This is a genomic window from Celeribacter baekdonensis, from assembly GCF_900102315.1.
Classification (GTDB): Bacteria; Pseudomonadota; Alphaproteobacteria; order Rhodobacterales; family Rhodobacteraceae; genus Celeribacter; species Celeribacter baekdonensis.
The window spans coordinates 24,712-47,361 of the sequence record NZ_FNBL01000007.1 but is presented as its reverse complement, the minus strand read 5'-3'; the positions used below and the strand labels follow the sequence as shown (position 1 = coordinate 47,361).

Genomic DNA, 22,650 nt, shown 5'->3' with positions numbered 1-22,650 from the left:
GTGCTGCAGCACTTGGTCAATGGGACTTTGTGTCCCTGCGGGGGGCGCAGGGTCACAGCCAGCGACCAAAATGTCTGTGAATGCGTGGGATGATGAAAAACACCATGGACAGAACGATGATCGGCACCATGACGAGGTTGCGTTGCCAGATTGGCCAGTCGTTTGTGACAGGGGCGAGGGCATAGATTACGGCGGTTACCAAAGGGTAGACGCCAAGAAAAACAAAGGCGCTGAACCGCAGGCGATTGGGTTTGCGCGGGGTTGCGGGGCTGGTGGCGACTGTGGGGCTGGTGGCGACAGTGGGCATGTGATACTCCAAACGGAACGATGCGTTTCGTTTCATATGAACGGTGCGTTCTGATATGTAAAGGAGGTCGTCTGTGCCAGAGTCCACAGGGGAGTGTGCAAAGCCGCAAAGGCGGTCGATTGGCGCGCGGCGCAACCCGGCAACGGAGGCGGCGATTCTGGATGCTGCTGGTGATTTGTTGCGCGAAAAGGGCGTGCATGGCCTGACGATGGAGGCGGTAGCACGGCGCGCGCGGGCGGGCAAAGCAACGCTTTACAAATGGTGGCCGAGCTGCGGCGCGCTTTTGATCGCCGTTTATGAGCGTTCCAAAGGTGCGCATCAGCACCGCGACAAGGGCAATCTGGTTGATACCATCGCGGAGTTTTACCGCTTTGTGTTTGCATTCTGGCAAACACCCGAAGGGCAGGTGTTTCGCTTGATCATTGCTGAGGCGCAGTCGGATAAGGATGTGGCGGAGGCATTGGAGGGCTATCGTTTGGAGCGTTTGGCGGCATTGAGTGAGGCGGTCGGTTGGGCGCAGGCACGGGGTGAATTGCGCGAGGGTGTCGAACCGGACGCCTTGGCGGATACGATCATGGCGGCGGCTTGGCTGAGATTGCTCACAGATCGCCTTACGACAGATCCGCATCGGTTGGCCCGTGATGTGGTGTCTGGCTGGATTGTCGAAAAACAATGACCTGCCTGTCATTCGTGCGTTACAAAACTGTTACATGTGAAATGTAGCTGATGAAGAGGTTAGAGCTTTGACTCTTCGGTCAACTCTCGTCAGGGTTTATGGTATCAATTCAACAGGGGTGCAGAAATGCTCAAAAAAATCCTTCTGACTTCGGCGGCTATGATGGTCTCCGCTGGTGCGGCCTATGCTGATTATTCGCTCACCATCCTCCACACCAATGATTTCCACGCGCGCTTTGAGCCGATTTCGAAATACGATGCCGGCTGTTCTTCCGAGGACAACACCGAAGGCAAGTGTTTCGGGGGCTCGGCCCGTCTTGTGACCGCCGTGGAAGAGGCGCGCAAGCGGTCGAACAACGCCATCCTCGTCGATGGCGGTGACCAATTCCAAGGCACGCTGTTCTATACTTATTACAAAGGCAAACTGGCCGCCGAGATGATGAACAAACTCGGCTATGACGCGATGACGGTGGGCAACCACGAATTCGACGACGGCCCCGAAGTGCTGCGCGGCTTTATGGATGCGGTCACCTTTCCGGTCCTGATGTCGAACGCCGATTTCTCCGGCGAGCCTTTGTTGGCGGACAAGCTGCTCAAATCCACCATCATCGAACGCGGCGGCGAAAAGATCGGCCTGATCGGCCTGACGCCCCATGACACGGACGAATTGGCCTCTCCCGGCCCGAACGTGATTTTCACCGATCCCTCGGACGCGGTTCAGGGCGAAGTCGACAAACTCACCGCCGAGGGCGTGAACAAAATCATCGTTCTGTCCCATTCCGGCTATAACGTCGACAAAGCCGTTGCCGCCAACACCACCGGCGTGGATGTGATCGTCGGCGGTCACTCCAACACGCTTTTGGGCGACATGGAGGGGGCCGAAGGGCCGTATCCGACCATGGTTGGGAACACCGCTATCCTCTCCGCCTATGCATATGGCAAATTCTTGGGTGAATTGAACGTCACCTTTGACGACGATGGTGAGATCACCGAAGCCGTTGGCGCGCCGATCATCATGGATGCTGCCGTGTCCGAGGACGAGGTCACCGTCGCACGCATCGCCGAAGCGGCTGTTCCGCTTGAGGAAATCCGCAACAAGGTCGTCGCCGAAACCTCCGCAGCGATTGATGGCGACAAAAACGCCTGTCGCACGATGGAATGCGAGATGGGCACGCTTTTGGCAGATGCCATGTTGGCCCGCGTGAAAGATCAAGGCATCGAAATCGCGTTGCAAAACGGTGGCGGTGTGCGGTCCTCTATTGATGCGGGGCCGGTGACGATGGGCGAAGTGCTGACCGTTCTGCCGTTCCAAAACACCCTCTCCACCTTCTATGTGCCCGGCTCAACCATCGTCGAAGCGCTTGAAAATGGCGTGAGCCAGTTGACCGATGTGGCGGGTCGTTTCCTGCAAGTTGCGGGTCTGACCTATGCCTATGACGGCTCTGCCGAAGTCGGTTCGCGTGTGTCTGACGTGATGGTGGGCGGTGCGCCGATTGATCTGGATAAGGTCTACGGCGTTGTGTCCAACAACTACGTCCGCAACGGTGGCGATGGGTTCAAAATGTTCATTTCGGCAGAGAATGCCTATGATTTCGGTCCCGATGTGGCCGATGTTGTGGCCGAATATCTGATCCAGAATGGCCCCTACACGCCCTACACAGACGGTCGCATCACCGTCAAATAAGGGGGCGCAAACCCCTCTTTGACGCTGGAAAATTTGGAAAGCCCTCGCTACCGTTGCGGGGGCTTTTCTGATGACTGGGACCCTAAGACATGAGCGTGGAGAAAGAGATGCGCGGGCGCTGCACCTGTGGTGAGATCGAATATGCGCTGGGCGACAGCTTCATGTGCGTTCACTCCTGTCATTGCACATGGTGTCAGCGCGAAACCGGGTCGGCCTTTGCCCTGAACGGCATGATTGAGACCACCCATCTGAGCGTGACCAAAGGGATGCCGGAGATGGTGCTCACCCCTTCCAATTCCGGCAAAGGCCAAACCATCACCCGCTGCCCCTCCTGCCATGTGGCGCTGTGGTCGCATTATGCCGGCGCTGGGCGTGCCGTGGCTTTTGTGCGGGTCGGGACGCTGGATCAGGCCCGCGAAATCACCCCGGATGTGTTCATTTTCACCTCCACCGCCGTGCCTTGGATGCGCTTCCCTGAAGGGGCTAAAGTCTATCCCGACTACTATCCAACCAAAGAGGTCTGGACGGCCGATGCGATCGCGCGGCGCAATATGGCCTTGGGGCGGGCGTGATGGACCATCCGCTGCTTGATCTGATCAACGCCAAAATTGCCGAGGCCGAAGCGCGGGGCGAGTTCGACAACCTGCCGGGCGCGGGCAAGCCTTTGCCGGATTGCGATGACCCGGAGAACGCGCTTTTGAATCGTGTGGTTCAGGAAAACGGCGGCGTGCCGGAGTTTGTTTTGCTTGCGCGCGAGTTGGAAAAGCTGCGCGCCGAGTTGCGCGAAACGTCGGATCGCACAAGGCGCACCGAGATTATGAAAGACATGTCGATGATGGAGGTCAAAATCGACATCGCCCGCAAAACGCATCGTTAGAGAGTTGTGCGAAATATCGGAAAATCCATTTTGTTGGGGGTTTGTTAAGGCGTTTCGGGGTTTATGGGGGCAGTGTGTTTAACTGCGGGAATCCTCATGTTTCGGTCTGGCCTTTGCTCTTTTTTGCTGTTCATCGGAACGCTGTTTCCGCTCTACGCGCAAGCTCAGGCAAGCTATGTCGATCTGGGTCTGTCCACGCTACATTCCGATGGCGGAACCTCCGGTGTTGACTGGACCGAATATGAGGCCTCTGCCGTGGCCGAATGGGCGCAAGACGCGGTGTTCTTTGGTGGCTCCCTTCGGTATGTGCGGTCTGAATTTCCGGGGATCGCCACCTTTAACGTCCAGTCTCAAACGCTCTGGGCCGGGTATGGTTTGACCGAGTCCCTGCGACTGGTGGCGGAATATGACCACACAGATCGCGACTATGCCGGTCTCTATCTCGACCATGAGGCGGAGGATTTTGGTGCCGTTTTTGGCCTTCGGCATGAGCTTGCACAGAATGGCGATGATCTCCTGTCTCTTGAGGTGAGTTATCGCCCGTTGGATGAATTGGCGCTTTATAGCAGTCTGGATCACAGCCTCGACGCCGGGGTCTCGACTGCGCGAGTTTGGGGCGAATATGAGGCGGGCGATCTCTATCTTCTTGGCGGGGTCAAAGAGGCCAGTGATGCATCGCCTCAATTTGGCTTTGGCGGCGGTACGCTTTTGGGGGGCAAATGGGCTGCTTACGCTGGGGCAGAACTCAGCGATCAGTTTGATTTTTACAGCCTCTCCATGCTGTACAGTTTGAATGATCACTCGACTCTCCATATGCGCGCGATCCGATCAGACAGCCATGCCAGCTCCACGTCGCAGATGACCTATTCCATCGCTTATCGGTTTGAGACCGGACAGCGCGTGGGAACGCGCGGCACATTGCAGGCCCGGCGGCTTTGGATGGACGACCGATTGGGCTTTAGTTTCTAGGCGCTTAGTTTCCAGGCACGAACAGGCTTTCCGTTCGTAGGAGTGGCGCGTATATCCATCTCATGTGTGGACGCTTCGCCAATACTCTTGCCTCTGATGCGATGGTGCAGCTGTTTGAAGCGGCCCCCGCGAACACCCTGCCCTGTGTGCCCAATTACAATGTCTGTCCGACGACCGACATTCATGTGATCTATCGCGGGGATGATCACCGTCGCCTTGTGCCAATGCGTTGGGGGTTTATCCCCAAATGGTACAAAGCGCCCAATGATGGCCCGTTGTTGATCAATGCCCGTGCCGAAACCCTTGCCGAAAAGCCTGCCTTTCACGAGGCCTGCCGTCTGCGCCGTTGCCTCATCCCAGCAGATGGGTTTTATGAATGGCACCGCCCCGAAGGGGGCGACAAACAACCGTGGTTCATTCAGCCTGCGGGCGAAGGGCCGATGGTCTTTGCCGGGATTTGGCAGGACTGGGAGCGGGATGGCCGCCGCCTGTCGACCTGCGCCATGGTGACCACGGAGGCAGAGGGGCGCATGGCGGATATTCATCACCGCATTCCGGTGCTGTTGCGTCCCGAAGATTGGGCGAAATGGCTTGGCGAAGAGGGTCATGGGGCCGCAACATTGATGCGGGCCGCCCCCGACGATGCGCTGCGGTTTCACCGCGTCTCTCGCGCGATAAATTCCAATCGGGCCACGGGCCCTGAGCTGATTGAGGAGATCAATGAATGACTGAGCAAAAGTCCTTTCTGGAAGCCCCGTCTGCGGCTTTGGCGCATTTGGGCATCGCGATGACGGATTGGAACACTGATTTCGCTCGGTTTGAGGCCGAGATAGCGCCGTTTATGACCAATCGCTCCGGCATTCCACATGGTGGGATTTACGCCATGATACTCGATACGGCCATGGGGTATTCTGGTGCTTTTACCGGCGATATGCAGGATGTGAGGATGACATTGACGCTCTCGCTGACGGTCAATTACCTGTCGCGCCCCAAAGGCGCGCGCCTCATTGCCGAAGGACGGCGGGTTGGCGGCGGGGCCAAAACGTTTTTCACCGAAGGGCGTCTTTTGGATGAGACGGGCGAATTGATCGCGACGGCAGTCGGCACCTTTAAGGTGCGATCCTAGGACGCAGTTTCATTCAAAATATTGAATTTGTTTGCGGGGGATGTTACCTGAGTGTCAAAGACCTCATACATCATTGGAGTTATCCCTATGTCCATCGACCGTGCTATGTTTCGTTTCGCCGGAATTATGGTCCTGATCAGCGTGTTGCTGACCCAGTTCGTGCATCCCGGCTTTGTCTGGTTCACCGTCTTTATCGGCGCGAATCTGTTGCAATCTTCTTTCACCGGCTGGTGCCCGGCGGCAAAAATCTTTGCCAAAATGGGCCTCCCGGTTGGCTGCGCCTTCGAAAAATAAGGCAACCCAAATGTGATGCAGACGGGGTCCTTCGGGGCCCCGTTTTCGATTTTGGACCAAAGTCCCAAAGCCTCGGGGCGCGACATGGACAATTTGGGGGATTGGAGCGGGCGGCGGGAATCGAACCCGCGTCATTAGCTTGGAAGGCTAAGGTCTTACCACTACACAACGCCCGCGCAGTGCGCCCTTAGGTATGACATGACTGCGAGAGGGTCAAGCCGGAATGCGCGTGGCGGATTTGCCCCGTTTCATTGTCAATTCGGTTTCTGTACGCCGCAAAGGCTTTCCCTCACCCATATGACTGTGCATCTTTGCAACAAAGACAAACAGCGCCACGCACAATCCTCGGCTTTCGTCAGGTTGCGTGTGACAGAGCGGTTGAATGAGGTGAGATAGTATGAGCAATGCTCCAACAACGGGCACGGTGAAAGCCGATATGGTTTTGGCCGTGGATTTGGATGGAACGCTGTTAAAATCCGACATGCTCTATGAGAGCTTTTGGAGTGCGGCCTCCAAAGATTGGCGCTCGGCGCTTGCGGCAGTAAAGGCGCTCTCAAAGGGCAAGGCGGCGCTCAAACGCGCACTGGCCGGTGCCTCAGACGTTGTGGTCGAAACGTTGCCCTATGATGATGAGGTGATCGAGCACATCCGCGCGTGGCGCACAGCAGGCGGCAAAACCGCGCTTGTCACCGCCTCGGACCAAGGGCTGGCCAATCGGGTTGCCGCGCATCTTGGTCTGTTTGACGACGTGCATGGATCTGACGGCACCAACAACCTCAAGGGCAACACTAAAGCCGCGTTTTTGACCGATCATTATGGCGCAAAAGCCTATGCTTACATGGGCGATCACGAGGCGGACCTGTCGGTCTGGGCCGGGGCCGGGCGCGCGGTCACGGTCAATGCGTCGGCGGAGTTGCGGGCGAAAGCTGAGGCCTTGGGCGTCGAGGTCGAGCATTTGGGCACGGCTGAGACCGATTACAAACCCTATCTCAAGGCGCTGCGCCCGCATCAGTGGCTCAAAAACATCTTGGTGTTTTTGCCGATGCTCTTGGGTCACCAGTTGAATTTTGCCGCGCTTTTCACCAGCTTTCTGGCCTTTTGCGCCTTCTCTCTGGTCGCCTCCTCGGTCTATGTGCTCAACGACCTGTTGGATTTGGCCGCCGACCGGGCGCATCCACGCAAATGTAAACGGCCCTTTGCCTCGGGCACCTTGCCTATCGCACATGGAACCGGATTGGCCGCGGGATTGTTCGGCGCGGGCTTTGTCTTGTCAGTGTTGATCAGCCCTTTGTTCCTCTTCGTCATGCTTTGTTATTACGCCATGACCACGGGCTATTCGCTTTATTTCAAACGCCGCATGGTGATTGATATCTGCGTTTTGGCCGGGCTTTACACGATGCGGATCATCGCCGGCGGTGTGGCCTCATCGGTGCCTTTGTCGGTCTGGCTCTTGGCCTTTTCGGTGTTTTTGTTCTTTTCCCTCGCGGCCGTCAAACGCCAGGCCGAACTGGTCGATATGGCCAAAGCGGGCAAGCTTTCGACCTCTGGGCGGGGCTATCATGTCGATGATTTGAGCATCATTTCACAAATGGCGCTGGCGTCAGGCTATGTTTCCGTGCTGGTTTTGGCGCTCTATATGACCTCACCGCAAGTCAGCCTGTTGTACTCAAACCCTTCGGTGCTTTGGGGGATTTGTCTTGTGTTGTTGTTCTGGGTGAGTTGGATCGTGATGACGACCCATCGCGGCGAAATGCATGACGATCCGATCGTCTTTGCCGTCAAAGACCGTATTTCACGTATCTGCGGCTTGTTGGCGGTGGGCTTTGCCATGGGTGGGGCGTTGAGTTGATGTTTCTGCCGGGGGTGATCACATTTTTACGCGGCTCTTGACCTCGATCAAATTTCCGAGTGAAAAGGTCAACTAATAGAGGTGTCATATCTGCCCCTCGTTGAGCCATTGGAAAGCCGTTCGCATGACACATGTCCCCCCTCTCTGCGCCGCCCTTGTTTCGCTGTCGCTGTTGACGGCGGCTCCCGCCGCGTCCGAAACACTGGAGAGTTTGGGTGAATCTTTGTTTTTCGATGTGAACCTGTCGCAAAATCGCAGCGAATCCTGCGCCTCTTGTCACGATCCCGAACATGGCTTTGCCGATCCGCGCGGCATGGCGTCTCCGGGCGATGACGGTGTGTCCATCGGTGACCGCAACGCACCCACCGCCGCCTACGCCCATTTCGCCCCGGTGTTTTTCGAGAAGGCCGAAGGCGTTTGGGCCGGGGGGCAATTTTTGGACGGTCGGGCCGCAACTTTGGAGGACCAAGCGGGCGGTCCGCCGTTGAACCCAATCGAGATGGGGATGACCGATGCAAGCGCCGTGGTAGACCGGCTCACTGAGAACCCGGCCTATGTCGCGGCGTTCAAAACTCTGTTTGGTGATGAGATTTTCAGTGACCCAGATGAGGCCTATGCGGCGATGACCAAAGCCATTGCCGCCTTTGAGCGCACCGATCTGTTTTCGCCATTTGACAGCAAATATGACCGTTACATCCGGGGTGAGGCGGAGTTGACGCGCGAGGAGCTTTTGGGTGAAACCCTGTTTTTTTCCCAGCAATTCACCAATTGCAACGTCTGTCATCAGCTCAAACCGCAGCCGGGGACCGAGGGCGAGACCTTCACCAATTACGAGTATCATAACATCGGCGTGCCCGAAAATCTTGAGCTGCGCGCGCTTAATGGTGTGGCCCCGGGCACATTGGATCAGGGCTTGGCCTCAAACCCGCAAGTGGGCGACGCGCCACAGACCGTGGGCCGCTACAAAGTCCCGACCCTGCGCAATGTCGCCGTGACCGGACCCTATATGCACAACGGCGTGTTTGCTGACCTGCGTACGGTTGTTTTGTTTTACAACACCTACAACACCAAATCCGAGGCGCGTAAAATCAACCCGGAAACGGGCGACCCTTTCCGTGCGCCGGAGGTGTCAGAGACGGTGTCGATGGAGGAACTGACCACAGGTCCGGCCTTGGAAGATCGCGAAATTGACGCGTTGGTTGCGTTCATGAAAACCCTCACCGACAAACGCTATGAACCGTTGTTAGAGGCCGCCAACTGAGCGCCCAAACAAAAACGCCCCCGCAGATCGCGGGGGCGTTTCTTTCGTCAAAATGTAAGAGATCAGACGATTTTGATCCCGGCGTCTTTGGCGTCTTTGACGAATTGCTCAAGGCCCTTGTCGGTCAAAACATGGTTGGCCATGGCTTTGATCACATTCGCGGGGGCGGTGATCACGTCGGCACCGATTTTGGCGCAATCGGAGATATGGTTCACCGTGCGGATCGACGCCGCAAGGATTTCGGTCTCAAAGCCATAGTTGTCATAGATCGTGCGGATGTCTTCGATCAGCTCCAAACCGTCGATGTTGATGTCATCGAGACGCCCGATGAAGGGCGAAATATAGGTCGCACCCGCTTTGGCGGCGAGCAAGGCCTGGTTGGCGGAGAAACACAGGGTCACGTTGATTTTGTGGCCCTCACCAGAGAGCAATTTACAGGCTTTCAGCCCGTCGAGCGTCAACGGCAGTTTGATCACGACATTGTCGGCAATCGTCGCCAGTTTGCGGCCTTCGGCGACCATGCTGTCGAAATCAAGCGCCACCACTTCGGCGGACACCGGACCATCGACCAAGTCGCAAATCTCTTTGGTCACTTCCAAAATGTCACGACCGGATTTCTTGATCAGCGACGGGTTGGTGGTGACTCCGTCCACAAAGCCAAGGTCGTTGAGTTCGCGGATTGCATCCACATCTGCAGTATCGACAAAGAATTTCATGGGGCGGCTCCTCTTCATGCGCCTGAATTTACGGGGGAGTCATAGTGCATGTTAGCGCTCTAAGAAAGGGGGTCTGGCGAGGATCGGTCAAAAGCCGTATCACTCTCTCATGGATGAGGCAGAGCAGTATCTTGGCGGCGCGTTGGTCGCGGTGTTGACGACCGAACCGATTGACCGGCTCCTTGATTACAAGGCGCCCGAGGGCGGCGTGGAGCGCGGTGCCTTTGTCGAAGTGCCGCTTGGCCCGCGCAAAGTGTTGGGCTGTGTCTGGGGGCCTGGGGCCGGTGGGTTTGACCTGAAAAAGGCCCGTTCCGTGTCGCATGTGTTGGATGTTGCGCCGATGCGCGATGAGATGCGGCAGTTTTTGGAAAAGACCGCCGCCTATACGCTCACACCAATGACCGCGATGCTGCGGCTTGCGACCCGCGCGCCGGGACTGATGAACCCGCCGTCGATGCGCAAGGTTTACCTGCGTGGGACGGGCCGCCCGCCGCGCGAAACCGAAGCCCGCACCCGGGTGATTGAGACATTAGAAGAATACGGCGGGCTGTCTTTCACCTTGAAAGAATTGGCAGAAACGGCGGGGGTCACGCCTTCGGTGATCAAAGGCATGGTGCCCTCAGGGGCGGTACGCGAAGAGGATTGCCCGCGCGATCTGCCCTATCCGCGATTGGATGCGAGTGCCCCCGGCAAAGACTTGACCGACGCCCAAACCTCGGCCGCCATGGCACTGCGCAAAGCCGTGTCCGCCGAGGCCTATTCCACCACGCTTTTGAAGGGCGTCACCGGGTCGGGCAAGACCGAGGTCTATTTGGAAGCCGTCGCCGCCTGTCTCGCCAAGGGCCGTCAGGCTTTGGTGCTTTTGCCCGAGATCGCCCTGACGGCGGAATTTCTCACCCGCTTCGAGGACCGTTTTGGCGCGCGCCCCGCCGAATGGCATTCCGGTGTGACCATGACCGAACGCCGCCGGGTGTGGAAAATGGTCGGGATTGGCGGCGCACAAGTGGTGATCGGCGCACGGTCTGCGTTGTTTTTGCCGTTCCAAAACCTCGGTTTGATCGTGGTCGATGAGGAACATGACGGGTCGTATAAACAAGAGGACGGCGTGCTTTACAACGCCCGCGACATGGCGGTGCTGCGCGCGTCCTTGTGTTCCGCTGCCGTGGTTTTGGCCTCGGCCACACCCTCGCTTGAAACCTGGGCCAATGTTGAGGCGGGGAAATACCAACGCCTTGATCTTGAAAGCCGATTTGGCCCGGCGGTGATGCCCGATATGCACGCTTTGGACATGCGGGGCGAGAAACTTCCATCGACACAATTCATCTCCGAAGCTTTGGCGCGCTCTGTGCGCAAACGGATGGACTTGGGCGAGCAAAGCCTGTTGTTCCTCAATCGGCGTGGCTTTGCCCCGGTGACGATCTGCCGGGCCTGTGGCCACCAAATTGCCTGTGATCACTGCGATGCGCGGATGGTTGAACATCGGTTTTTGGGCCGCCTGATGTGCCACCAATGCGGCGAAACCAAACCGATGCCCACGGCCTGTCCGTCCTGCAAGGTCGAGGGGCGATTGGCCCCGGTTGGCCCCGGCGTCGAACGGTTGGCCGAAGAGGTGGCGGAGCGGTTCCCGGAGGCCAAATGCGCGGTGCTGTCCTCCGATCTCTTCGCCTCGGCGCGCGCGCTCAAGGATCAGATCCGCCAAATCGCGCAGGGCGACACCGACATCATCATTGGCACGCAACTCGTTGCCAAAGGTCATAACTTTCCGAACCTCACCTTGGTCGGTGTGATTGATGCCGATCTGGGGCTGCAAGGGTCGGACCTGCGCGCTGCCGAACATACGTTTCAATTGATGCGGCAAGTGGCGGGCCGCGCCGGGCGGGCGGCGAAAAAAGGCGTGGCTTTGTTGCAAACCTATCAGCCTGAACACCCGGTGATCCGGGCGATCATTGCCGGCGATGAGGAAGGGTTTTGGCGGGCCGAGGCGGCCGAGCGCAAAATGGCCGGGGTGCCGCCCTATGGTCGGATGGCGGGTATTATCCTGTCGGGGCCGGATGTGGCGCAGGTGATGGATGTGGCCAATCATCTTGCGCGGATGGCCGCGCCGCTGAGTCGCGCGGGCGCGCAACTCTATGGCCCCGCGCCCGCACCGATTGCGCGGGTGCGCGGCAAACATCGGGTGCGGTTGTTGATCAAGGCGGAGAAAACCGTGCCGTTGCAAGCGGCGATCAGCGCGTGGGTCGGGCAGGTGAAATGGCCAAGCACGATCCGGCTTCAGATCGACATTGACCCGCAGTCGTTTTGGTGAGGCGGGCTTTGCCCCCCATGTTGATCACGCAAGGGGGCTTTGCCCCTCTTGTGCCTGCGGCACAATTCACCCCAGGATATTGACGGACAAAAGAAGGGGCGGCGTTTAGCAGGCCAGCGCCGGATTCGCTTGGCGGTCAAACACGAGCGTCGTGGCGATCGCGCCAGCCCACATGCTCACGAGCGCCAGCCATGCCGTTGCGGCAAAGACCGATCCGCCCGTGACGCCATTGCCGATGGCGCAGCCGCCGGCAAGCATGGCGCCAAAGCCCATCAGCGCCGCGCCCATCATCGACTTGCGCATGACGGGGACGGACTCAAAGCTCTGCCAACGGAATTCGCCCGAGATCATCGAGGCCAAAAACGCCCCAAGCACCACGCCAGGGACGAGGCCGACGTCAAATTCCAACACCGCGCCTCGGTCCAGGAAAAACATCAGCGTGTTGGCGGAGGGCCCGGAAAATGTGGCCGAGGTGACGGGCACCGGATCAAAGGCGATTTGTGCCAGGGACCATGTGAGCACCCAGCCGACCGCGACAGAAAAGCCGACACCGGAGGCGAAAATCCACGTCTTTGGCCCGATCTGATGGCGGGCGGCGAGGTATAACGCGAGGGCGGCGAAGGCCAGGCCAAGCACCAGTCCTGTGCCTGAAGGCAGGTGCAATGCGTTCAAAAGGTTGATGTTTTCTCCGCCGGGCGTGATCGACAGGCTGGCCAATCTGTCACGGTATGGCGCGAGGATGCCGTGGAGGCTCATTTGGGCGGTGACGGCAAAGATCAGGCCGGAGACGACAGAGCGCAGGTTGCCGGTGGAGGCCAGGACCAAAAGCCTGCCCGAACAGCCGCGCGACAACACCATGCCTGCGCCAAACATCAACCCGCCGATGACGGCCCCGGACCATGATCCGGGCACGGCCATGATGCGCGCATCAGAGGCGCGAAACAGGCCCAGCATTTGCGCGCCCTGCACCCAAACGATGGCGGTCGAGAGGGTCAAAAGCCAAACGGCCACCTTTGACCCAAGCTTGCCGTCGATGCCTTTGCCATGGGCGAATTCGACCGTCGCGGCACGCAGGCAAAACTGCGATCTCTGCGCTGAGACGCCAAAAATGAGGCCAGTGATCAGGCCAAATAGTGCTGCGGTTGGGCTTTCGCCGATCCGTTCGACAAGGGCCAGAATGTCCATGGTGTTGCTCTCCTCGCGCGCGAAATTTGACTGAGTTTAGAGGCAGGGCAGGGGCGTGCCTTGATCTAAATCACATGGTTTCGCATGTTTGAATGCATCTGAACCTCTTTGGCTTTGCTAAGGGAGCCTGTGGGCGCGTAGGGGGGTGTGCAAGAATTCTAGCTATCCAAAACCCAAACCGCGCCGTAAGAGAATGGGATGAAAAAAATGCCGATCCCCCTCTCTGAAACCGGGTCGCTGCCGCTCTGGCGCAGGCCCGAATCGCTGTTGTTCCTTATGGCTTTCGCCATGCCGGTGGCTTTTGCCACATGGAATGCGCTGCTCAATAACTTTGTCATCGAGGCGGCCGGGTTCACCGGGGTGGAAATCGGATGGTTGCATTCGGTGCGCGAAATTCCCGGATTTTTGGCCATCGGCGTGATCGCCTTGATCATGTTCATCCGCGAACAGGTGTTGGGGATTGCGGCACTTTTGCTTTTGGGCGTGGCCACGGCTGTGACGGCGTTTTTCCCCTCCTTGGGCGGGATTTTGACCATCACCATGTTGTCATCCATCGGCTTTCACTATTTTGAGACCGTGAACCAATCGTTGCAACTGCAATGGCTCTCGAAAGAGCGCGCGCCGATCGTGATCGGGCGGCTTGTGGCGGCGGGGTCTGCGGCCTCATTGGTGGCCTACGGGCTTTTGGTGGTGACATGGAAGAGCTTCGATCTGTCCTATGGCTTTGTCTACATGGTGTCGGGCGGGTTCACGGCGGTGGTCGCAGTGTTCGCCTTTCTTGCCTATCCGCAATTTCAAGCACCGCATCCGCAAACCAAAAGTTTCGTGCTCAAACGCCGTTACGGCCTCTATTACGCGCTGCAATTCATGGCGGGCGCGCGGCGGCAGATTTTTGTCGTCTTCGCCGCTTTCATGATGGTCGAGAAATTCGGCTTTGAAGTCCATCAGGTCACGGCGCTGTTTTTGATCAACTTTGTTGCCAATATGCTGGTCGCGCCGTTCATGGGCCAAATCGTTGCTCGCAAAGGCGAACGCTTCGTGTTGATGTTTGAATATATCGGCCTGACTTTGGTGTTTCTGGCCTATGGCGGCATCTATTGGCTGGGCTGGGGCGTGGTGGTCGCGGCGACGCTTTATGTCATTGATCATATGCTGTTTGGCTTGGCCTTCGCGCTCAAAACCTATTTCCAAAAAATCGCAGACCCGCAAGATATCGCGCCCACTGCCGCCGTGGCCTTTACGATCAACCACATTGCCGCGGTGTTTTTGCCTGCGCTTTTGGGCTATCTTTGGGTGGTTTCGCCGGACGCGGTGTTCATCTTGGCGGCTGCGATGGCGATGGTGTCTTTGGGCTTGGCATCGCTCATTCCGCGCCATCCCGAAAAGGGCAATGAATGGCGGTTTTTGCCAGTGGTGCGCGCAACAACACCGGCTGAGTGATCTGGCAGAGTGATCGGCCAAATGATTGGGCAGAGTGACTCTCGCTCTGGTTTGATCCGTGGTTTGGCCTATATTCCGGGATGAAACGGTAAAAATGGAGATGTGCGATGTTCGGTGCCCTGACCAAGAAATTGTCCATGCCTAGGCCTGATGAGGCGCTCGCCGGGCGTTCGACGCCGATCCCGACAGCGACAGAGCATTTCGTTTTTCACCGTCCTTTGATCGAACCTCTCGCTGCGGGGCAGGAAGAGGCGGTGTTTGGCATGGGCTGTTTTTGGGGCGTTGAGCGCATTTTTTGGCAGGTGCCGGGGGTGATCAACACCGCCGTGGGCTACAGTGCGGGCTATACGCCCAACCCGACATATGAAGAGGTCTGTTCCGGCAAAACCGGTCATAACGAGGTGGTGCGTGTGGTCTATGATCCCACCAAGATCAGCTTTGAGGCGCTGCTTTCGGTGTTTTGGGAAAATCACGATCCGACTCAGGGGATGCGCCAAGGCAATGATCGGGGTACGCAATATCGGTCTGGCATTTATTACACCACGCCTGACCAATATCACGCCGCCGAGACGAGCCTTGCGGGCTACAATGTGTTGTTGCAGGACAAGGGGTTTGGCGCGATCACGACGGAAGTGTCGCCTGCGGGGGCGTTTTATTATGCCGAAGCCTATCATCAACAGTATCTCGCCAAAAATCCGCAAGGCTATTGCGGGATCGGCGGAACAGGCGTGAGCTGTCCTATCGGTGTCGGGGTGGATGCGGGTCTGTCGTAACCCACGGCCTCCTGCGTTTATGGCCCCCTGCGCCTACCGCCCGCCGCTTACAGATCCAGACGGTGCAGCGGGATATACAGGGCGTCCAAAGGCGGGGTGTCTGTCAGGTTCATGACAATCCCGAAAACGGAAAGGCAAATCCCGCCGATGAAAAAAACCAAGCTGAGTTTCATCTGTTGTTTTTTGCGCTGCAGGCTGAAATCAAGCCGGGTGGAGAGTGTCCAAACCACAGCGCTCAACAGCGCCGTTGCCGCGAGCGCATAGACCAGACATCCCCAGATCAACGTTTGGGCGAAAAGTCTTAAAAGCACGATCGGATCATCTCTAAGCGAGAGGCCAAGTTTGACGCAAATTTGCCAAGCAAGGAAGCCGATCAAAAATGCGAACGTGAAATAGGGAACGGCGACGTAGCGCCGGGAATATGGAACATGGGAGAGCATGGCTTTAGCCTGATTTAAATGTGGACAGCCGAAACACGTGTCTTGAATACAGGTACGCGAGGATCACTATGAAACAGGTAGGAAGCTGTGATGACGATCTGCTTCCCTTTGGTCTTGGTCAAGGCAGAGCTGCAATTTTGGCGACGAAAACTGTAAATAAGGGGCTGTTTTGTTGTGGAAATGCCAAAGAATAAGGTGGGTGCGTAAAGCTATAGCAAAGGTGTGTCTTTTGTTGCGCGCAGTTATCGCTCTCCCAACCCTTGAGTCGTCAGAAACTTCGACCTAAAGCGGTCAGAACGCCGGGCACGGCGCTCACTTTTGCCGTCCCCTGCCACGGGAACGGATGTTCAGAAAAACAATCAACACGGGCTGTCCCAAACGCGTTACACCGGGATCAAGCCAACCGGAGAGCCATGATGACCACTTACACCGCCTTTACCAAAACCGACGCCAAAGCCAAAGCCGATGCCTTGGGCGAGGCGCTTGAGACCATTATGCCGGAGCCGACCGGCGTGGGCGTGTTTGAAATGGAAGACGGCTCAGGGCTTTGGGAGGTCGCGGCCTATTTCACCGACGCCCCCGATGACATCGAACTGGCGCTTTTGGCCAAAATGCACGGCGCACGGGATTTTATCATCTCTGAGGTGCCGGACACAGATTGGGTCGCGAAAGTGCGCCGGGATCTGTCGCCGGTCGAGGCGGGACGGTTTTTCGTCTATGGCGGCCATGACGCCGATAAATTGCCCGAGGGCAAGATCGGCCTTTTGATCGAGGCGGCGATGGCCTTTGGCACTGGACATCACGGCACCACTCTGGGCTGTCTGCGTGCACTCGATGCCTTGCTGGACGCGGGTAAGCGTTTTGACAACGTCGCCGACATTGGCTGTGGCACCGCCGTGTTGGGGATGGCTGCGGCCAAAGTGTCGGACAAGGTGGTCTTGGCCTCTGACATTGACGAAGTGGCCGTCGATGTGGCGCAAAGTAATGTCGATGCCAATGATCTGACGGGGCGTGTTCTGTGTCTTGAGGCGGCGGGCTTTAACCATAAAGACCTGGCCGAGGCCGCGCCCTTTGATTTGGTCTTTGCCAATATCCTCAAAGGTCCGCTTGTGGCCCTCGCGCCCGATATGGCGGCCCATGTTCAGCCCGGTGGCTATGTGATTCTCTCGGGGATTCTCAATCCGCAGGCCGATGACGTGATTTCGGTTTATACACGCTCTGGATTTAATCTTGTGGATCGCACAGAGATTGTTGACTGGACGACACTGACTATGGCGCGCGTTTCCTAAAAATAGCGGGAAAAGCCATGGTTTTGCCTGTTTTGGGACATCCTGCCCCATTTTCGCCACATTTCGCCGCAATCTTGTCATTGTCGGTGGGGGCCGATGTATGAGGAGGCTGCCATGGCTTACGCCGGTTCGCAGCAATTAGAGAAAAGAGTCACCAAAATCGAGGCGCGCCGTCGTGCCCTCAGCCATGGTGTCGTGTATTCCGTTAACCAAGATGGCCTGATCATCGCACGTCCGCGTCGCCGCGGCATGCGCCGTCCTTTGCACCTTGCTTTTTTTGCCCTTGGCGGTGTGATCGCTTTCAAGGCGGTGCTTTATGCAACGCTTGGCGGGGCCACCTACACCAACCGCGTCAACGATCTTGCCTCTGGCACGGTGATCGAACAAGCGGGCGCATGGGTCATGGCCGCAGATCCGATCACGGTCTGGCTCGCGCTGCAGGGCAAGATGTTGCTGCGCTAAAGCAAAGATATTCCGGGGCCTAAATGCGGCTGTTTCCCCAATGCGCCGCCTTATGTCCCATCCACGTCAAAACCCGCACCCCCCTCCGGTGCGGGTTTTCACATGTTTGATCTCACGCTTTGATCCCACACAGAGCGGTTGTGCCATCTCCCCAACGCGCGGACCAATCAGCCCTCACAGACAGCTTTGCCTTGGCAAATGTTCTTGTTTCGTGCTAACCCTCCTTTAACCAAAAACAAAAGAGCAGGATGAAGCAATGCGAGTGATGGGCATCGACCCGGGGCTGCGCAATATGGGCTGGGGCATCATTGATGTTCAAGGCTCGCGCATCAGCCATGTGGCCAATGGCATTTGTCATTCCTTGGCCACCGACGATCTCGCGACCCGGCTTTTGTCGCTGTTTGATCAACTCACCGATGTGGTCGCTACCTACGCGCCCGATTGCGCCGCTGTGGAGCAGACATTCGTGAACAAAGACGCTGTTGCCACGCTCAAACTCGGCCAAGCCCGCGCCGTGGCGCTTTTGGCCCCGGCGCGCGCAGGTCTTCCGATCGGGGAATATGCCCCGAATGCGGTGAAAAAGGCGGTGGTTGGCGTCGGCCACGCCGCCAAGCAACAGGTCGAGCATATGATCAAGCTGCAATTGCCCGGTGCAAAGCTGGCGGGGGCCGATGCGGTGGATGCGCTGGCTATTGCAATCTGTCATTCTTTCCATGCACGTTCAAATTCCCGCCTTGCGGATGCGGTCAAAAGGGCCTCAGCATGATTGGTAAATTAACAGGCGTCATCGACTATATCGGCACGGATCACGTGATGATCGACGTGCGCGGTGTCGGTTATATCGTCCATATCAACGAACGCACCCGGATGAGCCTGCCGGGGCGGGGCGCGCCCGTGTCGCTCTATACCGACATGTTGGTGCGCGAAGATCTGATGCAACTGTTCGGCTTTTCCTCACTGTTGGAAAAGGAATGGTATCGGTTGTTGATCTCGGTTCAGGGCATCGGGTCAAAGGCCGCGATGGCGGTGTTGGGCACGCTTGGTCCCGAGGCGACGGGGCGCGCGATTGCCTTGGGCGATTGGAACGCGGTCAAGGCCGCGCCCGGCGTCGGGCCGAAGATCGCGCAGCGTGTGGTCAATGAATTGAAAGACAAAGCCCCCGCCGTCATGGCGATGGGCGGTACATTGGCCAAGAGTTTGGCCGAGGCGCCCCAAGTGGACGAGGTGATCGAGACCGACGCACCCGCGCCGAAACCCCGCGTTGCCAACGCCCCAGTGCCAAAACCCAATGCCTCCTCTGAGGCCGAGGCGATGTCGGCGCTGCAAAACCTCGGGTATTCGCCCTCAGATGCGGTTCAAGCCGTGGCGCAATCCGCCCAAGATGCGCCGGACGCCGACACCTCCACGCTGATCCGTGCGGCGCTCAAATTGCTTGCGCCGAAAGGGTAACCGATGGACCAGCCCGACCCAACTCTGCGTCCAGATCGCCGCCCCGAAGACAAGCTTGGGGACGCCGATCGCGCCCTGCGCCCTCAGGTGTTGAGCGAATTCATCGGCCAACAAGAGGCGCGCGCCAACTTGGCAGTGTTTATCGAGAGCGCGCGGATGCGCGAAGAGGCGATGGACCATGTGTTGTTCCACGGCCCGCCGGGATTGGGCAAAACCACGCTGGCACAAATCATGGCGCGCGAGTTGGGCGTGAATTTCAAAATGACCTCCGGGCCGGTTTTGGCGCGCGCCGGCGATTTGGCGGCGATCCTGACCAATCTGGATGCGCGCGACGTGTTGTTCATCGACGAAATTCACCGGATGAACCCGGTGGTCGAGGAGATTCTCTATCCGGCGATGGAGGATTTCGAACTTGATCTGGTGATCGGCGAAGGCCCCGCCGCACGCACGGTGCGCATCGAATTGCAGCCCTTCACACTGGTTGGCGCGACCACGCGGCTTGGGCTTTTGACCACGCCGTTGCGCGACCGTTTTGGCATTCCAACGCGGCTGCAATTTTACACCACGCAGGAGCTGCATGAAATCGTCACCCGTGGCGCGCGCCTGTTGGATATTCCGACCGAAGATTCCGGCGCGCTTGAAATCGCCAAACGCGCCCGTGGCACGCCGCGCATCGCCGGGCGGTTGTTGCGCCGGGTGGTGGATTTTGCCGTGGTCGAAGGCGGCGGGCGGATTTCAAAAGAGCTGGCCGACAGCTCGCTGACGCGGCTGGGGGTGGACCTTTTGGGCCTTGATGGCGCGGATCGGCGGTATCTCAGGCTGATCGCGGAGAATTACCAAGGTGGGCCGGTGGGCGTCGAAACCCTTGCCGCCGCCTTGTCGGAGAGCCGTGACGCGATTGAGGATGTGATCGAACCCTATTTGTTGCAGCAAGGTCTGATCCAACGCACGCCGCGTGGCCGGATGTTGACGCAAAAATCATGGCATCATCTGGGGATGCAGGCCCCCAAAGGCCCGGATCAGTCGGAGCTGTTTGGCGGGTGACAGGCGGATGAGGGGCGAATGACGGGCGAATGAGGGGCGTTACCCCAAAATCTTGCCCATATGGGCCACGGCCAAGACATAGCCATGGACGCCAAACCCGGCCATCACCGCATCGGCGCGCATCGAGACATAGGAATGGTGGCGGAAGGCTTCGCGTTTGTGGACCTGCGAGATATGCACCTCGATGACAGGCCCCTCGAAGGTGTTCAAAGCGTCCAGAATGGCCACTGAGGTGTGGGTATAGGCCGCGGGGTTGATCACAATGCCAAGGGCCGCGTCGCGTGCCTCATGGATCAGATCAATGATCTCGCCCTCATGGTTCGACTGCGCAAACACGATGTCGAGTCCCTGTGTGACCGCCTCGCGCGCGCAGAGCGTTTCGACATCGGCCAAAGTGTCCGCGCCGTAAATTTCGGGCTGGCGTTTGCCCAAAAGATTGAGGTTGGGCCCATTCAGGATATAGATTTTCTTGCTCATGGGGCCCTCGCTGATGCCGAAATGCGGTGTTGAGCTTGAGTTATGCAGAGCCCCGCGCCCAGTGCAAGGGCTGAGGCGGTTTTGGTCTGTGGTGCTTGTCAAAATATGAGGATTGGACAAAGCCGCAAGGCATGTTACCGCATGCATAATCAGGGGAGCGAGATCAATGAGCAAACTGAACAAAGAGTGGCATGCAGCCCACCCGATGGACAAAAATCCAACCACCGAAGAGCGCCTGACGTGGCATTTGGAACATACGGCCGAATGCGGTTGTCGGCCCATTCCGGCGTCGCTTTTGAGCATCATGGCGCAACGTGGTATTGCTATGCCGGAACGCGGCAGGGCAGAGCAGGCTGTGGACCAGACGGCGGAGTAAATATGAGTACGGACAGCACGGAACCGACCACACCAGAACAGGTTGAAGCGTTTTTCACGCGCGCAAGTGGGGACTATGTTTTTGCCCGTTGGGGGCGGCCAATTTCGCCGGTGGTGTTTGGCGTCGAGGATGAGACGCTGACCGTGATCAAAAGCGCGATCGAGGCCTGTATCGCCATCGCGGGGCACCGGATCGAGGACGTGGACCCGGAGTTGGGCACAAACCTGATGATGTTTTTCCTGTCCGATTGGGCAGAGCTTTTGGATGTGCCACATATGGGGGATTTGATCCCTGACTTGGCGACGCGGGTGGAGGCACTTCAGGCCAAGAACGCCCATCAATATCGGGCGTTTCGGTTTGATGATGCGGGGGCGATCAAGGCCTGTTTTACCTTTGTGCGCATGAGCGACGCGATGGCGGAGGTCCCCGCCGAAGTGATCGCATTGTCGCAGGCGGTGCAGGCGATGCTGCTCTGGTCCGACATGGCCTTTACCCAGGACAGCCCGCTGGGCCTGTCACCCGCAGGCACGGTGATCCGCCCGGATGTGGCGAACCTGTTGCGCGCGGCCTATGATCCGATTTTGCCACCGTCTGCCCGCGAGGCGTCTCATGCGCTCAGGCTTTATGCGCGGGTGATGGCGGGCTGATGCGGGCCTTTGTGGCGCTGCCTTTGCCGGATGATCTGACGGATCGGTTGCAAGATATTGCCTTTGGGTTGCGATTTGGTCGCGCGGTGCCCGCCGAGGACATGCATGTCACTTTGGCGTTCTTGGATGATCAACCAGAGGCGGTTTTGGCCGAGTTGCATGAGGAGCTTGCGGCGATTTACGCGCCATCCCCTCAGTTGACTGTGACCGGGCTGGATCTGTTTGGTGGGGGCAAGCCGCGGCTTTTGTTTGCAGCGATTGCCCAGGATGCGGCGTTGAGCGATCTGCGCCAAAGGATACGCAAAGCGGCGCGAGCGGTGGGCATCGCACTGTCGCATGAGCGGTTTCGCCCGCATATCTCATTGCGTCGGTTTCATCGAATTGCGCCATCGGAGCGGGCGGATTTAGACCTGCTTTTGGCCGCCAAAGGTGCGTTTACGTGGCCCAGATTCCGGCCCACGCAGTTTGAGATGATCCAATCGACGCTCAGCGCGGATGGTCCGATCTATGACGGGCTTGCGAGCTATCCCTTGAGCCTTTAAACCAAGGGCACTCCCCAAAACCAAGGGCACTCCCCAAAGCCCCGAGATAAGGCGATGCGATGACCCATATTTTTCCTGTCCATGTCTATTATGAGGACACCGATCTGGCGGGCATCGTCTATTACGCCAATTACCTCAAATATATCGAACGCGCCCGGACCGAATGGGTGCGCGAGTTGGGTGTCGATCAGGTGGCTTTGAAGGCCGATGAGGGCTTGGTGTTTGCGGTGCGCCGGGTTGAGGCGGATTACCTGTCGCCTGCCAAATTCGATGATGATTTGACCGTCGAAACCCGGCTGAAGGCCCTCACCGGCGCGCGGATTGTGGTCGAACAGGGGGTCAAACGAGGCCAAGAGGTGCTGTTTGAGGCGGTTGTGACCCTCGTCACATTATCCGCCACAGGGCATCCGGCGCGTCTTCCGGCGATTCTTCGCCGAAATCTGCACTAAACTGCGAAAATTCT

27 protein-coding genes and 1 tRNA gene are annotated in these 22,650 nt (G+C 58.0%); 22 read left to right on the top strand and 6 right to left on the bottom strand.

Going from position 1 to position 22,650, the window contains the following annotated elements:
- Positions 1 to 52: 52 nt before the first annotated feature.
- Entirely contained in the window at positions 53 to 307 is a 255-nt protein-coding gene (locus tag BLT54_RS12640) for a putative antibiotic biosynthesis monooxygenase (RefSeq protein WP_074645827.1), read from the bottom strand.
- A gap of 73 nt (positions 308 to 380) precedes the next feature.
- Here BLT54_RS12640 and BLT54_RS12635 point away from each other — a divergent pair, with 73 nt between their 5' ends.
- From BLT54_RS12635 to BLT54_RS12600, 8 genes are all read left to right on the top strand, one after another.
- Positions 381 to 983, top strand: coding sequence for a TetR/AcrR family transcriptional regulator (locus tag BLT54_RS12635; protein WP_074645564.1), 603 nt, complete (start codon positions 381 to 383; stop codon positions 981 to 983).
- A 126-nt stretch (positions 984 to 1,109) separates the two neighbouring features.
- Positions 1,110 to 2,666 carry a bifunctional metallophosphatase/5'-nucleotidase gene (locus BLT54_RS12630; RefSeq protein ID WP_074645562.1) on the top strand — a complete coding sequence of 519 codons (1,557 nt, stop codon included), beginning with the start codon at positions 1,110 to 1,112 and terminating at the stop codon, positions 2,664 to 2,666.
- Positions 2,667 to 2,755: 89 nt separating this feature from the next.
- Positions 2,756 to 3,238, top strand: coding sequence for a GFA family protein (locus BLT54_RS12625; protein ID WP_074645560.1), 483 nt, complete (start codon positions 2,756 to 2,758; stop codon positions 3,236 to 3,238).
- Positions 3,238 to 3,543, top strand: a complete 306-nt coding sequence (locus BLT54_RS12620; RefSeq protein ID WP_074645558.1) for a DnaJ family domain-containing protein — start codon at positions 3,238 to 3,240, stop codon at positions 3,541 to 3,543. The genes BLT54_RS12625 and BLT54_RS12620 overlap by 1 nt, the downstream gene beginning before the upstream one ends.
- A gap of 96 nt (positions 3,544 to 3,639) precedes the next feature.
- Positions 3,640 to 4,512 (top strand): hypothetical protein, encoded by an 873-nt coding sequence (locus BLT54_RS12615; RefSeq protein WP_074645557.1) that lies wholly within the window; start codon positions 3,640 to 3,642, stop codon positions 4,510 to 4,512.
- A gap of 62 nt (positions 4,513 to 4,574) precedes the next feature.
- Complete coding sequence (locus tag BLT54_RS12610) at positions 4,575 to 5,240, top strand: SOS response-associated peptidase (RefSeq protein ID WP_074645555.1); 666 nt, start codon at positions 4,575 to 4,577, stop codon at positions 5,238 to 5,240.
- Positions 5,237 to 5,638 carry a PaaI family thioesterase gene (locus BLT54_RS12605; protein WP_074645553.1) on the top strand — a complete coding sequence of 134 codons (402 nt, stop codon included), beginning with the start codon at positions 5,237 to 5,239 and terminating at the stop codon, positions 5,636 to 5,638. Before BLT54_RS12610 ends, BLT54_RS12605 begins: the two co-directional genes overlap by 4 nt.
- Positions 5,639 to 5,725: 87 nt before the next feature.
- Positions 5,726 to 5,932, top strand: a complete 207-nt coding sequence (locus tag BLT54_RS12600) for a YgaP family membrane protein (protein ID WP_009573105.1) — start codon at positions 5,726 to 5,728, stop codon at positions 5,930 to 5,932.
- 102 nt (positions 5,933 to 6,034) lie between these two features.
- On the opposite strand, the gene BLT54_RS12595 is transcribed toward BLT54_RS12600, so the two are convergent.
- A tRNA-Gly gene (locus tag BLT54_RS12595) sits at positions 6,035 to 6,108 on the bottom strand.
- Positions 6,109 to 6,329: 221 nt separating this feature from the next.
- On the opposite strand from BLT54_RS12595, the gene BLT54_RS12590 reads away from it, so the two are divergent.
- Together BLT54_RS12590 and BLT54_RS12585 are read left to right on the top strand one after the other, a co-directional pair.
- On the top strand, positions 6,330 to 7,781 hold the full coding sequence (locus tag BLT54_RS12590; RefSeq protein WP_074645550.1) for a UbiA family prenyltransferase: 1,452 nt from the start codon (positions 6,330 to 6,332) through the stop codon (positions 7,779 to 7,781).
- A 124-nt stretch (positions 7,782 to 7,905) separates the two neighbouring features.
- Complete coding sequence (locus tag BLT54_RS12585; protein WP_074645547.1) at positions 7,906 to 9,042, top strand: cytochrome-c peroxidase; 1,137 nt, start codon at positions 7,906 to 7,908, stop codon at positions 9,040 to 9,042.
- A 62-nt stretch (positions 9,043 to 9,104) separates the two neighbouring features.
- On the opposite strand, the gene fsa is transcribed toward BLT54_RS12585, so the two are convergent.
- Complete coding sequence (fsa, locus tag BLT54_RS12580) at positions 9,105 to 9,758, bottom strand: fructose-6-phosphate aldolase (protein WP_074645545.1); 654 nt, start codon at positions 9,756 to 9,758, stop codon at positions 9,105 to 9,107.
- Positions 9,759 to 9,867: 109 nt separating this feature from the next.
- On the opposite strand from fsa, the gene BLT54_RS12575 reads away from it, so the two are divergent.
- Positions 9,868 to 12,063, top strand: coding sequence for a primosomal protein N' (locus tag BLT54_RS12575; RefSeq protein WP_074645542.1), 2,196 nt, complete (start codon positions 9,868 to 9,870; stop codon positions 12,061 to 12,063).
- 105 nt (positions 12,064 to 12,168) lie between these two features.
- Here the strand turns inward: BLT54_RS12575 and BLT54_RS12570 are convergent, their stop codons facing one another.
- Positions 12,169 to 13,248: a YeeE/YedE family protein gene (locus tag BLT54_RS12570; RefSeq protein ID WP_074645539.1), complete on the bottom strand. Its 1,080-nt coding sequence runs from the start codon at positions 13,246 to 13,248 to the stop codon at positions 12,169 to 12,171.
- Between the two features lie 198 nt (positions 13,249 to 13,446).
- Here BLT54_RS12570 and BLT54_RS12565 point away from each other — a divergent pair, with 198 nt between their 5' ends.
- On the top strand, positions 13,447 to 14,688 hold the full coding sequence (locus BLT54_RS12565; protein ID WP_074645537.1) for an MFS transporter: 1,242 nt from the start codon (positions 13,447 to 13,449) through the stop codon (positions 14,686 to 14,688).
- Positions 14,689 to 14,795: 107 nt separating this feature from the next.
- Positions 14,796 to 15,461 carry a peptide-methionine (S)-S-oxide reductase MsrA gene (gene msrA, locus BLT54_RS12560; protein WP_074645535.1) on the top strand — a complete coding sequence of 222 codons (666 nt, stop codon included), beginning with the start codon at positions 14,796 to 14,798 and terminating at the stop codon, positions 15,459 to 15,461.
- 47 nt (positions 15,462 to 15,508) lie between these two features.
- On the opposite strand, the gene BLT54_RS12555 is transcribed toward msrA, so the two are convergent.
- The gene (locus BLT54_RS12555; protein WP_074645533.1) at positions 15,509 to 15,901 is read right to left on the bottom strand and encodes a hypothetical protein; all 393 of its coding nucleotides are present in this window, start codon (positions 15,899 to 15,901) and stop codon (positions 15,509 to 15,511) included.
- A 416-nt stretch (positions 15,902 to 16,317) separates the two neighbouring features.
- On the opposite strand from BLT54_RS12555, the gene BLT54_RS12550 reads away from it, so the two are divergent.
- The 5 genes from BLT54_RS12550 (at position 16,318) to ruvB (ending at position 20,145) form a co-directional block, all read left to right on the top strand.
- The gene (locus tag BLT54_RS12550) at positions 16,318 to 17,190 is read left to right on the top strand and encodes a 50S ribosomal protein L11 methyltransferase (protein ID WP_074645826.1); all 873 of its coding nucleotides are present in this window, start codon (positions 16,318 to 16,320) and stop codon (positions 17,188 to 17,190) included.
- Positions 17,191 to 17,304: 114 nt separating this feature from the next.
- Entirely contained in the window at positions 17,305 to 17,652 is a 348-nt protein-coding gene (locus BLT54_RS12545) for a hypothetical protein (protein ID WP_074645530.1), read from the top strand.
- A gap of 256 nt (positions 17,653 to 17,908) precedes the next feature.
- Positions 17,909 to 18,418, top strand: a complete 510-nt coding sequence (ruvC, locus tag BLT54_RS12540) for a crossover junction endodeoxyribonuclease RuvC (RefSeq protein ID WP_074645528.1) — start codon at positions 17,909 to 17,911, stop codon at positions 18,416 to 18,418.
- Complete coding sequence (gene ruvA / locus BLT54_RS12535; protein ID WP_074645526.1) at positions 18,415 to 19,101, top strand: Holliday junction branch migration protein RuvA; 687 nt, start codon at positions 18,415 to 18,417, stop codon at positions 19,099 to 19,101. The genes ruvC and ruvA overlap by 4 nt, the downstream gene beginning before the upstream one ends.
- A gap of 3 nt (positions 19,102 to 19,104) precedes the next feature.
- Entirely contained in the window at positions 19,105 to 20,145 is a 1,041-nt protein-coding gene (gene ruvB, locus BLT54_RS12530) for a Holliday junction branch migration DNA helicase RuvB (RefSeq protein ID WP_074645523.1), read from the top strand.
- 39 nt (positions 20,146 to 20,184) lie between these two features.
- Here the strand turns inward: ruvB and aroQ are convergent, their stop codons facing one another.
- Positions 20,185 to 20,622 carry a type II 3-dehydroquinate dehydratase gene (gene aroQ / locus BLT54_RS12525; RefSeq protein ID WP_074645521.1) on the bottom strand — a complete coding sequence of 146 codons (438 nt, stop codon included), beginning with the start codon at positions 20,620 to 20,622 and terminating at the stop codon, positions 20,185 to 20,187.
- A 166-nt stretch (positions 20,623 to 20,788) separates the two neighbouring features.
- Here aroQ and BLT54_RS12520 point away from each other — a divergent pair, with 166 nt between their 5' ends.
- Genes BLT54_RS12520 through ybgC form a run of 4 tightly spaced genes read left to right on the top strand, consistent with a single transcriptional unit; the run spans position 20,789 to position 22,636 of the window.
- Positions 20,789 to 20,998 (top strand): hypothetical protein, encoded by a 210-nt coding sequence (locus tag BLT54_RS12520; protein ID WP_074645518.1) that lies wholly within the window; start codon positions 20,789 to 20,791, stop codon positions 20,996 to 20,998.
- 2 nt (positions 20,999 to 21,000) lie between these two features.
- Positions 21,001 to 21,645, top strand: coding sequence for a hypothetical protein (locus BLT54_RS12515; RefSeq protein ID WP_074645516.1), 645 nt, complete (start codon positions 21,001 to 21,003; stop codon positions 21,643 to 21,645).
- Entirely contained in the window at positions 21,645 to 22,187 is a 543-nt protein-coding gene (gene thpR, locus BLT54_RS12510; RefSeq protein WP_083351806.1) for an RNA 2',3'-cyclic phosphodiesterase, read from the top strand. The genes BLT54_RS12515 and thpR overlap by 1 nt, the downstream gene beginning before the upstream one ends.
- Before the next feature lie 59 nt (positions 22,188 to 22,246).
- The gene (gene ybgC, locus BLT54_RS12505) at positions 22,247 to 22,636 is read left to right on the top strand and encodes a tol-pal system-associated acyl-CoA thioesterase (RefSeq protein ID WP_074645512.1); all 390 of its coding nucleotides are present in this window, start codon (positions 22,247 to 22,249) and stop codon (positions 22,634 to 22,636) included.
- Positions 22,637 to 22,650: the final 14 nt, after the last annotated feature.

Excerpts from the sequence above, each read along its gene's own strand:
- ruvB (WP_074645523.1), top strand. The coding sequence starts at position 19,105 with ATGGACCAGCCCGACCCAACTCTGCGTCCAGATCGCCGCCCCGAAGAC.
- BLT54_RS12565 (WP_074645537.1), top strand. The coding sequence starts at position 13,447 with ATGAAAAAAATGCCGATCCCCCTCTCTGAAACCGGGTCGCTGCCGCTC.
- BLT54_RS12555 (WP_074645533.1), bottom strand. The coding sequence starts at position 15,901 with ATGCTCTCCCATGTTCCATATTCCCGGCGCTACGTCGCCGTTCCCTAT.
- thpR (WP_083351806.1), top strand. The coding sequence starts at position 21,645 with ATGCGGGCCTTTGTGGCGCTGCCTTTGCCGGATGATCTGACGGATCGG.
- ruvA (WP_074645526.1), top strand. The coding sequence starts at position 18,415 with ATGATTGGTAAATTAACAGGCGTCATCGACTATATCGGCACGGATCAC.
- ybgC (WP_074645512.1), top strand. The coding sequence starts at position 22,247 with ATGACCCATATTTTTCCTGTCCATGTCTATTATGAGGACACCGATCTG.
- BLT54_RS12545 (WP_074645530.1), top strand. The coding sequence starts at position 17,305 with ATGGCTTACGCCGGTTCGCAGCAATTAGAGAAAAGAGTCACCAAAATC.
- fsa (WP_074645545.1), bottom strand. The coding sequence starts at position 9,758 with ATGAAATTCTTTGTCGATACTGCAGATGTGGATGCAATCCGCGAACTC.
- ruvC (WP_074645528.1), top strand. The coding sequence starts at position 17,909 with ATGCGAGTGATGGGCATCGACCCGGGGCTGCGCAATATGGGCTGGGGC.
- BLT54_RS12630 (WP_074645562.1), top strand. The coding sequence starts at position 1,110 with ATGCTCAAAAAAATCCTTCTGACTTCGGCGGCTATGATGGTCTCCGCT.
- BLT54_RS12620 (WP_074645558.1), top strand. The coding sequence starts at position 3,238 with ATGGACCATCCGCTGCTTGATCTGATCAACGCCAAAATTGCCGAGGCC.
- BLT54_RS12610 (WP_074645555.1), top strand. The coding sequence starts at position 4,575 with ATGTGTGGACGCTTCGCCAATACTCTTGCCTCTGATGCGATGGTGCAG.
- msrA (WP_074645535.1), top strand. The coding sequence starts at position 14,796 with ATGTTCGGTGCCCTGACCAAGAAATTGTCCATGCCTAGGCCTGATGAG.
- BLT54_RS12615 (WP_074645557.1), top strand. The coding sequence starts at position 3,640 with ATGTTTCGGTCTGGCCTTTGCTCTTTTTTGCTGTTCATCGGAACGCTG.
- BLT54_RS12605 (WP_074645553.1), top strand. The coding sequence starts at position 5,237 with ATGACTGAGCAAAAGTCCTTTCTGGAAGCCCCGTCTGCGGCTTTGGCG.
- BLT54_RS12515 (WP_074645516.1), top strand. The coding sequence starts at position 21,001 with ATGAGTACGGACAGCACGGAACCGACCACACCAGAACAGGTTGAAGCG.
- BLT54_RS12625 (WP_074645560.1), top strand. The coding sequence starts at position 2,756 with ATGAGCGTGGAGAAAGAGATGCGCGGGCGCTGCACCTGTGGTGAGATC.
- BLT54_RS12570 (WP_074645539.1), bottom strand. The coding sequence starts at position 13,248 with ATGGACATTCTGGCCCTTGTCGAACGGATCGGCGAAAGCCCAACCGCA.
- BLT54_RS12575 (WP_074645542.1), top strand. The coding sequence starts at position 9,868 with ATGGATGAGGCAGAGCAGTATCTTGGCGGCGCGTTGGTCGCGGTGTTG.
- aroQ (WP_074645521.1), bottom strand. The coding sequence starts at position 20,622 with ATGAGCAAGAAAATCTATATCCTGAATGGGCCCAACCTCAATCTTTTG.
- BLT54_RS12585 (WP_074645547.1), top strand. The coding sequence starts at position 7,906 with ATGACACATGTCCCCCCTCTCTGCGCCGCCCTTGTTTCGCTGTCGCTG.
- BLT54_RS12520 (WP_074645518.1), top strand. The coding sequence starts at position 20,789 with ATGAGCAAACTGAACAAAGAGTGGCATGCAGCCCACCCGATGGACAAA.
- BLT54_RS12550 (WP_074645826.1), top strand. The coding sequence starts at position 16,318 with ATGACCACTTACACCGCCTTTACCAAAACCGACGCCAAAGCCAAAGCC.
- BLT54_RS12600 (WP_009573105.1), top strand. The coding sequence starts at position 5,726 with ATGTCCATCGACCGTGCTATGTTTCGTTTCGCCGGAATTATGGTCCTG.
- BLT54_RS12640 (WP_074645827.1), bottom strand. The coding sequence starts at position 307 with ATGCCCACTGTCGCCACCAGCCCCACAGTCGCCACCAGCCCCGCAACC.
- BLT54_RS12590 (WP_074645550.1), top strand. The coding sequence starts at position 6,330 with ATGAGCAATGCTCCAACAACGGGCACGGTGAAAGCCGATATGGTTTTG.